This is a genomic window from Actinomadura sp. NAK00032 (assembly GCF_013364275.1).
GTDB lineage: Bacteria > Actinomycetota > Actinomycetes > Streptosporangiales > Streptosporangiaceae > Spirillospora.
Window position 1 is genome coordinate 8,828,263 of the sequence record NZ_CP054932.1, and the last position, 12,725, is coordinate 8,840,987.

A 12,725-nucleotide genomic window follows, 5' to 3' on the forward strand; every position below is an offset into this window, starting at 1 on the left:
ACTCTGCGCATGCCACGCGGTCCACCACTGTGGCGGCAGCGCGCACGGCCCGGCCACAGGCTGATCACGGTCGCGCCGGGCGCTGGAGGGTACTCACTCCAATCTGATGCTTGGGCAGACTTCCACGGTGGTTGATCGCCTGCGGAAGTGGCCGGTTCCGCCCCGTCCAGCCGACGCAGCGAACGTACGCCGAGATGGGGACACGGTCAGGATGACGGTGCTGGGACGGGGGTGGGGGTCGGTTCGCGGAGGCGGACGAAGGCGATCACTCCCGTCGTGATCACGAGCCCGGCGAGGACGTAGAGGGAGAGTTGGTAGCCGGACGCGAGCGCCTGCGCGTGGCCGGCGGCGGGGTTCGCGGCCTCCAGGGCGGTGGTTCGGGTACCGGCCAGTGACAACAGGGTGGCCACGCCGAGAGCGATGCCGAGTTGGAACGAGGTCTGGCGTATGCCGCCCGCCAGTCCCTGCTCGTCGCCGGCGACTCCCGAGGTCGCCGCGAGCGTCGAACTGACCGTGGTGGCGAGCATCGCCATGCCGAAGGGGAGCAGTACGAGTCCGAAGACCACGAGGTTCTTCGAGGCCGTCATCTGCGTGGAGATGACGGCGAGGAGCAGACCGGCCGACATGGTCGCGCCGGTGATCGACAGCCGTAGACCGATGCGCGTCATCAGCCGAGGCAGAACCGTGCCGAGCGCGAGGTTCAGCACACCGACAGGCGCAACGATGAGCCCCGCCCGGACCGGACTGCAGCCCCTGACCTCCTGGAGATAGAGGGTGACCAGGAGGTAGCCGGCCCCCGACATCATGCCGGACGCCAATGACACAACGTTCGCCGTTCGCAGCGTCCTCGACCGGAACAACCCCAGACGCACCAGCGGCTCCGGGTGCCGGCGCTCCACGGCCGGGAAGATCGCCAGCACCGCGATGCCCGCGACCAAGGGCAGGACGCACTGCGGCGACGTCCAACCATTGGCGCTGCCTTGAGCCGGCGCGACGACGATCAGCGCGACACCGAACGTGACCAGCCCCGCCCCCAGCACGTCGAGCCTGCGACGCCGAGGGGCGGCGGGCGCGATGAACCGCGGCGCGAGCACAGCCATGATCGCTCCGACCGGAACCGTGGCGTAGAAGACGCTCTGCCAGCCGAGCGAGTCCACCAGCGGGCCGCTGAGGACCAGGCCGCCGATGAACCCGAGCACCGTGGCGACGCCGAACTTGCTCATGGCCTTCGCTCGTGCCGGCCCTTCGGGGAACGAGGTGGTCAGCAAGGCGAGGGCGGTGGGGGCGATGGCCGCCGCCGACAATCCCTGCAGAACCCGGCAGGCCACCAGCATGACCGCGTTCAGCGCCAAACCGCACAGCAACGAGGACGCCGCGAATCCGGCCATCCCGATGACGAAGATGCGGCGCCGGCCGAACAGGTCACCGACCCGGCCACCCAGGATCAGCCCACCCCCGAGGGCGGTGTTGTACGCCGTGACCACCGCCTGCACTCCCGACGCGGAGAAGCCCAGCTCTCGCTGAATGTCGGGCAGCGCGACCGTGACAATCGACGCGTCCAGCATGATCACGAATTGGGCGGACAACATGAGCACCAGGCCCAGCGCTCCCCACCCCTCTTGGGACGCTCGCTGATTCACGCAGTGCTTCCTCCTCTGGCGCGTCCAAGCACTTGCCGCATAGCCCCCCGGTGGAACACCAGCAGCGACGACCTGGTTGCACTGCGGCCCTGGCCGCAAGCACGTCCACGCCCTCACCTGCTCACCGAGCTGAAGAACGCGGTACGCGTTAAGGGCCTGCCGCTTGGCGGCGACTCCTGAGAAGGGTCGGTCGGATGCGGTGGGGCCGGGTCGAGCATGGTGTGGCTGCTGGTCCACAGTTCGGCAGTGAACGGCGGGCGGTGCGGCGCGGTGCGGGCCCGGACGCCGAACCGAAGGACGCGCTAGGTGTTAAGGGCCCACCGCTTGACAGCGACTCCCAATCGAAGCCGATCGAACGCGGCGGAGGCCAGGTCGAGCGTGATGTGCACTACTAATCCACACTTCGGCAGTGAACGCCGGACGGCGGACGGCACGGTGCGGGCGCCCGGACGCCGAACCGAAGGACGCGCTACGTGTTAAGGGCCCACCGCTTGGCAGCGACTCCTGAGAAGGGTCGTTCGGATGCGGCGGAGGTCAGGTCGAGCGTGATGTGCGCTACGGATCCACACTTCGGCGGCGGACAGCGGGGGCGCCGGGGGGACGGCCAGGCGGGGTAGAGGGGTTGCGGTCCGGGTTGTTGGAGCGGGCCGCCGGGTGCGGTGGATAAAGGGCATCGACACCTTCACTCCGGCCAAGGCGGCTTCCTTCGGCCTGCTGTTCTCCGCTGTCAATCCCGAGGACCTGATGAGGTGCGCGGCGGTCGGCATCGCCATCGCCCGGGGAGTGCTGAGTGCCGGTGGGCAGGCCGTATCGGTCGCCGTCTTCGTGGTGATCGCAGTGTGCAGTGTGGCCGTCTTCGATGCTCTCGGGCCTGGGCTTGCTGGTGATGCAGTCTGGGCCAGGGCGGCGGGTGGGGTCGGGCTGGGGAGAGCGGCTCGGTGCCCGGCCCGTGTTGGCGGGACGGGCTGGGGCGTGGATATAACCATGGCGTCATGCAGCCTGAAGGCCCGGGCCAGCGTGGCGGGCCGCCAGCCGGGCGGACGCCCAACCGGTGTCGAGGGCCTCCGCCTCACTGGTTGGTCGGTCCAGAACGGGCAGGGGGCATGCGGTTATGCGGTTCGGCTATCGGGGGTGGGCAGCTGGACTGGATAGTGGTTCACGGCGGTAGGCCTGTAGGGCGGGCGGCACGCGTGGCGGGCCCCGGGGTGGACGACCAGCCGGTGGCGAGGGCCTCCGCCCCTACTGGTTGGTCGGCCCAGGGCCGCGGACGTGCGGTTATGCGGCTCGGCTTGTTGGGGGTGGATAGCTGACCGGGATGGTGGTCTACGGCGGTGGGCCTGGGGTCAGTGGGGCGGGCGACCAGCCGTTGTGGACGGTCTCCACCCGCACTGGTTGGTCGGCCCGGGACGGGCCGGGAGCGTGCGGTTATGCGATTCGGCTTATCGGGGGCGGATAACTGACCGGGATGGTGGTCCACGGCGGTGGGCCTGGGGCCAGCGGGGCGGGCGACCAGCGGGGCGGGCGACCAGCCGGGCGGACGGCCAGCCGAGGTGGACGGTCTCCACCCGCACTGGTTGGTCGGCCCAGAGCCGCGGACGTGCGGGCATGCGGCTCGGCTTCTCGGGGGTGGGTAGCTGGACTGGGTGGTGGTCCACGGCGGTGGGGCTGGGGCCAGCGGGGATGGGGCCAGCGGGGCGGCGGCCAGCCGGGTTGGAGGGCCTCCGCCCGCGTTGGTTGGTCGGTCCGGGATGGCCTGGGCATGCGGCTTGGCTTGTCGGGGGTGGGTGGCTGGACGAGATGGTGGTCCATGGCGGTGGGCATGGGGCCAGTTGGGCCAGCGGGGCTGGCGGCACGCGTGGCGGGCGTGGCGGGCGCCGGGGTGGAGGGCCTCCGCCCGCACTGGTTGGTCGGCCCGGGACGGGCCGGGGCGTGTGGTTATGCGGCTTGGCTGGTTGGGGGTGGGTGGCTGGCCGGTGTGTTGCCCCAGGGTGGTGGGCCTGTGGCCCGACCGGGGCCGGCGCCGGTGCGGGGTGGGTGGAGGCGGTAGGTGTAGCGGCCGTCCGGTGCTTTGGTGATGTGGAGGTGATGAGGGTGGGTGTGTTTGTAGCGGTTGTGCCAGCCGCAGGTGAGGGCGAGCTTGTCGATGTCGGTGGGGCTGCGGCCGAGGGCCCAGCCGTGGACGTGGTCGACCTCGCACAGCGTCCCGGGCACCTCGCACCCCGCGACGGCGCAGGTGGCGTACAGGGTTTCCAGGACCTGTCGTTGGGGAGCGGTGGCGAACCGGACCCGGTGGCCCAGGTACAGCGGGGTGTTGCCGCCGCCGAGCAGGAGGGGTGAGACTCCGGCGTTCAGCGCGATGCGGCGGGCCTGGGCGGCCGGGATCGGGGTGCCGTCGGTGAGACGCGCGGGGGTGGTGGCGCCGGTGAGGGTGTCCAGGTCGCAGATGACGGTGACGCGGGTGGCCTTGTGGCCGCCCGACAGGACTGTGGTGAGTGCGGCGGCGGTTCGTTCGGACAGGTCGCGGTGGTCGTCGGTTCCGGCGGGCTTGGCCAAGGGCGCGAGGGTGCCGTCGAAGATCGCGGCGTCTTCGGCGGTGAGCCAGCCCTTGATGTAGCGGCCGCCGTCCAGCGAGCGGGTCGAGTCGATCCAGGAGTGGTCGTACCCGCGGCGGGTGTCGGCGTCGGGTGGCTGCTGAGTGCCGTCGCGTTCAGCGATGAGGTCGGTGATCCTGTTGCCGAAGGCGGCGACCTTGCCTGCGGAGAAACCTTGGCCGATCAGGTCGAGGAGGATCTGTTCGGCGGCGGTGCAGTCTGTGTCGTTCAGACGTGCGACGGCGGCGCTGATGGTGCTGGCGTAGCCGTAGGGCAGGACGCCTTCGACGAGCCGGCGGGTGACCTCTGGAAGGCGATGGCGTTGGCGGGCAAGGTGGAGGCGTTCCTTGGCCCGGGCTTCGCGCATGCCCAGGCGGGTGCGCAGCCACGCCCGTGTGGAGGGCAGCCCCCAGCGGCGTGTCTCCCCGGAGGCGTCGACCCGTCCAATCAGGGCGGCCAGTGTGGCCTCATGCTGGTCGGTGGCGCGGGCGAGGGTCTCGGCGTGGGTCATGCAGGCGGCCGGGGAGGTGGGCGCTTCGCGGCGGGCGAGTTCGGCGGCGATCGAGGCTGCCGCGTCCACCAGTTGGCTGGTGGACATCGACGCTGCATCGATCTCACTCGAACACATGACTCAATATTATCGAACGATCGCGTGATCATAAAGCGGTTTTCAAAATAACTCGCCTCCTTCTTGGGGTCTGGTCGCATTGCGGGATATTTCCCCCACTCGAGCCCGGGGGGCACCTCGGCCTTCTAATGCGTGTTTGCGAAGTTGATCTCGGTTGGTGTGTATACGCGATGTCGTGTGCTGGTTCGTGCAGGGTGTGGCGATGGCTCGGACGTCGTGTTACCCCTCAGACCTGACCGATGACGAGTGGGCGCTGGGGGAACCGCTGCTGCCGGCTGGCAGCGGTGATCGTCCATAGAGGCAATCGCGGCGCGGAGATCGTGGACGCGGTGCTGTACGTGGTGCGGATCGGCTGTGCGGGCGGCAGCTGCCCGTCGACTTCCCGCCCTGGCAGACGGTGTACTGGTACTTCATGCGGTGGGACGAGCAGGGGGTCACGCTGCGGATGTTGGACGTGCTGCGGCAGCGGGTCCGCCGGGGCGAGGGCCGCGACGCCGACCCCGGCGCGGGCAAGAAGGTGCCGGGACGCAAGCGCTTCATCGTCACCGACACCCTCGGCCTGCCGATCACCGCGACCGTGTCCGCCGCTAGCGTGCAGGACCGTGACGGCGCCAAGGGCGCGCTGCTGGGCCTGTACCTGGCCCGCCCTGACCTGCCGGTTCGTGTTCGCCGACGCCGCGTTCGCCGGACGGTTGGTCGGCTGGGCCGCGCAGAGTCTGCACACCACGATCGACATCGTCCGCAAGCCCTCAGACCCGAGGGGCTTCGCCGTGCTGCCCCGCAAGTGGGCGGTCGAACGAACGCTCGCGTGGCTGACGGCACACCGGCGCCTGGCACGCGACTACGAACGCCATCCCGCTACCAGCGAAGCGATGATCCGCCGGACCGCCATCGGCCTCATGACCCGCCGCTTGGCCCGCGGCGGACGCCCCGCCGTTCGCCAAGGCCCACACCCCTTTGCACACCAATAACAAGTGCCGCGTCATCGCGTATCGAAGTGTCGTGAGTTCGTCGCCCTGACACGGGTGGAAGCCCGTCGCTGGCCGCGGTGGCTGGCGGCATGGCAGGCTCCTCTTCGTGGACCATCCGAGACCACAATCGCCGATGCGTCTTCGGGGATTTGTGGTGCCGGCCCTGCTGGTGGAGATGCTGGACGATGGACGTTGGCATCACCCCGGCCAACAGGCACTCGACAGGGTCGTGCCCTGGAGGGACGAGCCGGTGCAGTTGTTCACGACGATCGGCCAGATGGAGCAGGAAACGGCAGGCCTCTCCCGCGAAACTGAGGACGACGAACTCGCACGGATGTTCTGGGTGGCCCGGAGAAGCGCTCAGGCCGAACCCGTCGAGCTGCCTTGGCTCGACATCGACCGTGCCCTCCTGATCGGCGGAGCCCGATACTCCGACTGCATCGCGATCGCGCTGGACTATCGCCCAGACGCGGAGGACCCTCAGGTGGTCGTCTTCGGCGAGGAGATGGTCGACCTCCACCAGGGAAATCGGTGGCCCAGAGGATGGCGTGTCGTCGCGCCGACCTTCCCGGCATTCGTTGCGGCCCTGAACCTGTCGGAGCCAGCGGGCTGAATCACCACCCCAAGGGATGACGGTCATCCTTCTCGAACACGCCCTGAGACTCCAGCCATGGTCGTGGATCGTGACGGGCTGTCGCAGGCATGCGGTCGCGGCAAGGTGTGCGGAGTGAGGGCTCACTCATTGACGGAGTGAGTCCTCACTCCGTACGCTTGCGGTCATGACAGCACCTCAGAAGAACCAGAGCGGTCGCCGTCGCGCGCCTGGCATGTCACCGGAGCAGCGGCGCGAAATGATCATCCGGACCGCGATCCCGCTGATCACCGAGTACGGGGCCGCGGTGACGACCGCGAAGATCGCCCGTGCCGCGGGCATCGGCGAGGGGACGATCTTCCGGGTGTTCGCCGACAAGGAAGAGCTGCTGCAGGCTTGTGTGGCCGAGGCGCTCTCTCCCGAGCACGCGGTCCGCGAACTCGGCGCGATCGACCTGGCCCAGCCGCTGCCCGACCGGCTCGCGGAGGCGGCCGAGGCTCTGCAGGCGCACATGTCCAGGATGGGGGCGATCCTCGGCTCGCTGGGGCATCGCGGCGGCAAGCACCCCGGCACGGTGCGCGGCGCGGGCCGCGACGAGTCGACGGCCCGTATCCGCGCGGCCCTCGCGGAGCTGCTGGAGCCCGACAAGGCCGCCCTGCGCCGGCCGCCGGAGCAGATCGCGGCCCTCTTCTTCGGGCTGCTCTTCACCCAGCCGCGGACGGAGGACGAGCCCGACCTGACTCCGCAGGAGCTGGCGGAGTTCTTCCTGCACGGGGCGCTCTCGGCGGGCGCCAAGTGAGCGCGCGGAGAAGGCGCCTGTGGGTTACGGCCCTGGCCGTCCTGGCACCCGTCCTGGTGTGGCTGGTCGCGGACCCGCTGCTGGGTCACCGGCTCCGGATCGCCGACGGCGAACGGACGCTCGACATCAGCGCCGTGCCCGTGGTGGCCGTCGCACTGCTCGCGTCGCTTGCCGGCTGGGGACTGCTGGCCACCCTGGAGCGGTTCGGGCCGCGGCGCGCCCGCGCCGTCTGGACCGGGGTCGCCGGCGCCGTACTGGCCGTGTCCTTCCTGCCGCTCACCGGTGACGGCATGGACGGCGGCACCCGGGTCACTCTCGCTCTGATGCACCTGGCGGTGGCGGCGGTGCTGATCCTGGGGCTGGGTGGCAGGTCTCCCGAGGCGGGAGCCGGTGCCGCTAGGGGGTGACCGTCGTCCGCACCGAGTAGGCCGCGAACAGCAGCAGAGGGGGCAGACCGGCTGGGCGGCTAACGGCGACTGGTCGGCACAGGGCCCACCAAGATCGGGCTGAAGAGTGGTGCCTGGTGGGTCGGTTTGAGGCTCAACAGGCCCCCTCGCGTGTTGCGGGCTGCGAGGCGCCTGAAGGAGGACAGCTCGTCCCTCTTCTGCGAGGGCGGCGGGGGCGCCTGGGGTGGTTGCGGAGGAGCGTTGTGCTCTGCCCCCAGTTTCACTTTATATCAGAAACTCGTTCCTCATGAGGCATCAAAAAATGGCTCATACTGCCGTCGGTGCGGGCCACTCGACGGACGATGGGGGCGATGGAATTGGCTTACGTGCTGGGTTTCGAGCACGTCGGCTCGACGAATGTCGGGGACGTCGGCGGTAAGGGGGCGAACCTCGGGGAGCTGTCGCGGATCGACGGGGTGCGGGTGCCGGGCGGCTTCTGCGTCACCGTGGACGCCTTTCAGCGGGTCGTGGCCGAGGCGCCTTCGGTCGGCGTTCGACTCGACCGGTTGGCGCGCGTGGATCCGGACGACGGCGCGGCGGTCCGCGACCTCAGTGCCGATGTGCGCCGGGCCATCGAGGAGCTCGTGATGCCCGGCGATCTCGCGGCGGCGGTCGGCAGGGCGCTTGACCGGCTCGGGGAGCGGGGCGCCTATGCGGTGCGTTCCAGCGCCACGGCCGAGGACCTGCCCACCGCCTCCTTCGCCGGGCAGCAGGACTCCTACCTGAACGTCATGGGCCCGGACGCGGTTCTCGACCACGTCCGGCGCTGCTGGGCCTCGCTGTTCACCGAGCGGGCGGTCGCCTACCGGAGCCGCAACGGCTTCGACCACCGGAAGGTGCGGATGGCCGTGGTCGTCCAGCGAATGGTTTTTCCGGACGCGGCCGGGGTCCTGTTCACGGCCGACCCTGTGACCTCGAACCGGAAGGTCGCCACCGTGGAGGCCGGGTTCGGGCTCGGTGAGGCGCTCGTGTCAGGTCTCGTTGCCGGGGACGTCTACACGGTGCGGGACGATCGGGTGGTCGCTTCGGCGGTCGCCGGCAAGGCGCGGTCCGTCCAGGCGGCGCCGGGCGGCGGTACCGAGGACGTGCCGGTCGAGTCGCGGCGGCAGGGGCAGGCGGCGTTGACGGACGCGCAGGTCGTTCACCTGGTGCGGCTGGGCCGCACGATCGAGGCGCACTTCGGGCGGCCCCAGGACATCGAATGGTGCCTGGTCGGCGATGACTTCCATATCGTCCAGAGCCGTCCGATCACCACATTGTTTCCCATTCCCGAGGCCGGTGATCGGGAGAACCACGTCTACCTCTCCGTCGGCCATCAGCAGATGATGACCGACGCGATGAAGCCGCTGGGACTCTCGGTGTGGCAATTGACGACGCCCCGGCCGATGCACGAGGCGGGTGGACGGCTGTTCGTCGATGTGGCCCCCATCCTGGCGGCGCCGGCAGCGCGCGCGAACCTTCTGGAGACCGCGGAGAAAGCCGACCCCTTGATGCGGGACGCGCTTCAGGTCGTCCTCGACCGTCCTGATTTTCTTCCCCCGGTCTTGGAGGAGGGAACCGAAACGGGGCGTCCTGGCGGAAGTCCGCCCGTCCCGATCGAGACCGATCCGGGCGTCGTCACGGAGTTGATCCGGGAGAGTGAGGAGTCCGTCGCCGCGCTGCGGCGCGACATCGAGGAATTGTCCGGGACGGAGCTGCTCGACTTCATCCTCGGCGACGTCACGGAGCTGAAGCGCATCCTGTTCGCCCCGCGCAGCCATCAGGCGATCATGGCGGGAATGGAGGCCGCCTGGTGGCTCAATGAGCGGATGGAGGCGTGGCTCGGCGAGAAGAACGCGGCCGACGCGCTGACGTTGTCCGTCCCCCACAATGTGACGTCGGAGATGGGGCTGGCGCTTCTCGATGTCGCGGACGCGATCCGGCCGCACGCGGACGTCGTGGCGTTCCTCCAGCGCGTCGCGGATGAAGGCCGGGACGGCGACCGCTTCCTGGATGAGCTGGCCGACCTGCCCGGCGGACGGGAGGCCCGGGAAGCCGTCCAGGGCTACCTCGACGCGTACGGCATGCGCTGCGCGGGCGAGATCGACATCACCAGGACGCGCTGGAGCGAGCAGCCCGCCATGCTCGTCCCCGCCCTCCTCGGCAACATCAAGAACTTCGGGCCGGGCGCCGGAAAGCAGCGCTTCGTCGAAGGGTGTGAGGAAGCGCAACGGAAAGAAGAGGAGCTGCTGGCGCGGTTGCGCGCCCTCGGCGAAGACGGGGAGCGGAAGGCCGCGGAGACCAAGCGGATGATCGACCGTGTCCGCACCTTCGCCGGCTACCGCGAGTACCCCAAGTTCGGCACGGTCAGCCGTTACTTCGCCTACAAGCAGGCGCTGCTGCGGGAGGCCGAGCGTCTCGTCCAGTCCGGGGTTCTGCGCGAGAAGGACGACATCTTCTTCCTCCGCTTTCAGGAGTTGCGGGAGGTCGTCCGAACGGGTCGTGCCGACGCTGAACTGATTGCGGAAAGGCGGCGGGCGTTCCGGTCGTACGAGGCCCTCACGCCGCCACGTGTCCTCACGTCGGACGGCGAGGCCGTCAACGTCCGGTACCGGCCGGACAACGCCCCGCCCGGCGCGCTGGTCGGCCTCCCAGTTTCGGCGGGCACCGTCGAAGGCCGTGCCCGCGTCGTCCTCGACATGGCACAGGCCGACCTCGAAGCGGGCGACATCCTCGTCACCGCCTACACCGACCCCAGCTGGACGCCGCTGTTCGTCACGGCCGCCGGCCTGGTGACGGAGGTGGGCGGCCTCATGACGCACGGCGCGGTGATCGCACGGGAGTACGGCCTGCCCGCCGTCGTGGGGGTGGATCGGGCCACCCGGCTGATCCAGGACGGGCAGCGTATCCGTGTCCACGGGACGAATGGGTACGTCCAGGTACTCGGCTGAACCCAGCCGCCGGACCGATGAGTCCGACGGTGCCCGCGGGTCTACCTCCTGACCGAGAAGACCAACGCATTGGAAGACCAACGCATTGGAGGACGGCATGGGCCTCATCCATATCGAACTGTTCGCGACCCTCGACCTCGTCGCGCAGTCGCCCGGCAGTCCCGACGAGGACCCCGTCGGGTTCCCGTTCGGCGGCTGGCAGGCGCCCCTGCTGGACGAGATCTCCGGAGCGCAGGTCGGTGCCGCCTACGAGGGCACGGACGCCCTCCTGCTCGGCCGGCGGACGTACGACATCTTCGCCGCCTACTGGCCGAACTACGAGGGCGACGAGGACAACGAGATCGCCGCGCTCTTCAACAGCGTCCCGAAGTACGTCGCCTCTCGCGGCAAGCCCGACCTGTCGTGGGCCGGATCCACGCAACTCGGCCCTGACCTGGGCAAAGCCGTGCGCGAGATCCGCGACCGGCACGAGCACATCAAGGTCGTCGGCAGCCTGAACCTGGTGCAGACGCTGCTGCGCGACAAGCTCTTCGACCGGCTCGACCTGTGGGTGCACCCGATCGTCCTCGGCGTCGGGAAGAAGGTGTTCGACGGCGGCGCGGTGCCCTCGAACCTCACGCTCCTCGAACCGCCGGCGGCCGACTCGAAGGGCACCGTCTACCTGCGCTACGGGCTCGGCGACGGCACCCCGGCGACGGGCGACATGAGCGCGCCCGACCGCGGCGTCTGACGCGCGGGCCGCTGCGTCTGACACGCGGGCCGCTGCGTCTGACGCGAGGACCGCTGCGTCTGACGCGAGGACCGCGGCCGCGTGGGGTGTCGTCAGGTACACCAGCGGCTCGGGGCCTTGGCCCAGTGCCGGTATGCGCGCCTGCCGGAAGGCTTGATCACGTCAACGGACGGCCTTCCAGGAGGAAATCATGTCGCGCATCCCCCGATTCGCCGCGCTCGCCACGGCGTCCGCCCTGGTCGCCGGGACGGCGCTCGCACCCGCCGCGAACGCCGCCGCGCCTACCAAGAGCCACGGCCACGACCACGACCACGACCACGGCCACGGCGACCAGCTCGACCGGAAGGTGCGGGAGCAGGCGGCGAAGCTGGTCGCGGACGGGGCGCCCGGTGTCATCGTCATGACGCGGCGCGGCGGCCGGGTGTCGCACGTGACCGCCGGGGTGGCGGACAAGGCGACCGGGGCGCCGATGGACCACCGGCTCCAGTTCCGCATCGCCAGCGTGACCAAGTCGTTCACCTCGACGGTCGTGCTGCAGCTCGCCGCCGAGCGCCGCCTGTCGCTGGACGACACCGTGGACGACTGGCTCCCCGGCCTGCTCGGCGCGAACGGCAACGACGGGTCGAAGATCACCGTCCGGCAGCTGCTCGCGCAGACCAGCGGGCTGAACGACTACACGCCCGACCCGCGGGTGATGTCCGACCCGGCCCGGTCCTGGACGCCCGAGGAGCTGATCGCGATCGCGACGGAGAAGCCGCCGCTGTACGCGCCCGGCACGGACTGGAACTACTCCAACACCAACTACATCCTCGCCGGGATGATCATCGAGAAGGCGACCGGGCGGCCGGTGGGCGCGGAGCTACGGAAGCGGATCTTCACGCCGCTGCGGCTCCGGCACACCTTCTACCCGACGACCGACCCCGGGTTCCGCGGCCCGTACGTGCACGGCTACTACTACGAGTACGGCGACGTGAGCACGCTGGTCAGCCCGTCCAGTGCGCGGACGTCCGGCGGCATCGTCAGCACGGTGGACGACGTGGCGCGCTTCCACCGGGCGCTGTTCACCGGGCGGCTGCTGCCGGCGAAGCAGATGCGCGAGCTGCGGACGGTCCGTCCCGTCAACGACGACGGCGTGGTGGAGGACTACGGGCTCGGCGTCGCCCGCATCAAGTTCTCCTGCGGGTACGCGTGGGGCCACGACGGCGGCTTCCCCGGCTACCGCACCTGGACCTACACCAGCGCCGACGGCGGCCGCCAGGCGATCATCACCTACAACGAGTCGAAGCTGGAGCACGACACGACCTTCCGAGCAGACCTCGCCAAGGCCGCCGACACCGCCTTCTGCGCCTGAACCAGCCTCTGCGCCTGAACCAGCCTCTGTGTCTGAACCAGCCTCTG

General features: G+C 69.9%; 10 protein-coding genes and 1 pseudogene. 9 read left to right on the forward strand and 2 right to left on the reverse strand.

The window, feature by feature from the left end; translation table 11 throughout:
- Positions 1–206 precede the first annotated feature (206 nt).
- A complete protein-coding gene (locus HUT06_RS40615; RefSeq protein WP_217711639.1) occupies positions 207–1,640 on the reverse strand; it encodes an MFS transporter in 1,434 nt (477 codons plus the stop codon).
- Positions 1,641–2,201: 561 nt separating this feature from the next.
- Between HUT06_RS40615 and HUT06_RS45740 the strand changes: the two genes are divergently transcribed.
- On the forward strand, positions 2,202–2,792 hold the full coding sequence (locus tag HUT06_RS45740; RefSeq protein WP_368407046.1) for a GAP family protein: 591 nt from the start codon (positions 2,202–2,204) through the stop codon (positions 2,790–2,792).
- Between the two features lie 783 nt (positions 2,793–3,575).
- Here the strand turns inward: HUT06_RS45740 and HUT06_RS40625 are convergent.
- Entirely contained in the window at positions 3,576–4,859 is a 1,284-nt protein-coding gene (locus tag HUT06_RS40625) for an HNH endonuclease signature motif containing protein (protein ID WP_176200552.1), read from the reverse strand.
- A gap of 445 nt (positions 4,860–5,304) precedes the next feature.
- On the opposite strand from HUT06_RS40625, the pseudogene HUT06_RS45745 reads away from it, so the two are divergent.
- The 8 genes and pseudogenes from HUT06_RS45745 to HUT06_RS40660 all read left to right on the forward strand — a co-directional run.
- A pseudogene (locus HUT06_RS45745) lies at positions 5,305–5,481 on the forward strand (transposase); the annotation flags it as partial.
- A gap of 40 nt (positions 5,482–5,521) precedes the next feature.
- The gene (locus tag HUT06_RS44185) at positions 5,522–5,830 is read left to right on the forward strand and encodes a transposase (protein ID WP_217711640.1); all 309 of its coding nucleotides are present in this window, start codon (positions 5,522–5,524) and stop codon (positions 5,828–5,830) included.
- 154 nt (positions 5,831–5,984) lie between these two features.
- Positions 5,985–6,443 (forward strand): SMI1/KNR4 family protein, encoded by a 459-nt coding sequence (locus HUT06_RS40635; RefSeq protein ID WP_176200553.1) that lies wholly within the window; start codon positions 5,985–5,987, stop codon positions 6,441–6,443.
- A 238-nt stretch (positions 6,444–6,681) separates the two neighbouring features.
- On the forward strand, positions 6,682–7,221 hold the full coding sequence (locus HUT06_RS40640; protein WP_254715652.1) for a TetR/AcrR family transcriptional regulator: 540 nt from the start codon (positions 6,682–6,684) through the stop codon (positions 7,219–7,221).
- Positions 7,218–7,628 carry a DUF6069 family protein gene (locus HUT06_RS40645; protein WP_176200555.1) on the forward strand — a complete coding sequence of 137 codons (411 nt, stop codon included), beginning with the start codon at positions 7,218–7,220 and terminating at the stop codon, positions 7,626–7,628. The genes HUT06_RS40640 and HUT06_RS40645 overlap by 4 nt, the downstream gene beginning before the upstream one ends.
- Positions 7,629–7,978: 350 nt before the next feature.
- A complete protein-coding gene (rph, locus tag HUT06_RS40650; RefSeq protein WP_176200556.1) occupies positions 7,979–10,597 on the forward strand; it encodes a rifamycin-inactivating phosphotransferase in 2,619 nt (872 codons plus the stop codon).
- 97 nt (positions 10,598–10,694) lie between these two features.
- Positions 10,695–11,327: a dihydrofolate reductase family protein gene (locus HUT06_RS40655; RefSeq protein WP_176200557.1), complete on the forward strand. Its 633-nt coding sequence runs from the start codon at positions 10,695–10,697 to the stop codon at positions 11,325–11,327.
- Between the two features lie 190 nt (positions 11,328–11,517).
- Complete coding sequence (locus HUT06_RS40660; RefSeq protein ID WP_176200558.1) at positions 11,518–12,678, forward strand: serine hydrolase; 1,161 nt, start codon at positions 11,518–11,520, stop codon at positions 12,676–12,678.
- Positions 12,679–12,725 lie beyond the last annotated feature (47 nt).

Bases quoted from the DNA above. Each gene is read 5' to 3' on its own strand.
- HUT06_RS40625 (WP_176200552.1), bottom strand. From the start codon at position 4,859: ATGTGTTCGAGTGAGATCGATGCAGCGTCGATGTCCACCAGCCAACTG.
- HUT06_RS40640 (WP_254715652.1), top strand. From the start codon at position 6,682: ATGATCATCCGGACCGCGATCCCGCTGATCACCGAGTACGGGGCCGCG.
- rph (WP_176200556.1), top strand. From the start codon at position 7,979: ATGGAATTGGCTTACGTGCTGGGTTTCGAGCACGTCGGCTCGACGAAT.
- HUT06_RS40655 (WP_176200557.1), top strand. From the start codon at position 10,695: ATGGGCCTCATCCATATCGAACTGTTCGCGACCCTCGACCTCGTCGCG.
- HUT06_RS40660 (WP_176200558.1), top strand. From the start codon at position 11,518: ATGTCGCGCATCCCCCGATTCGCCGCGCTCGCCACGGCGTCCGCCCTG.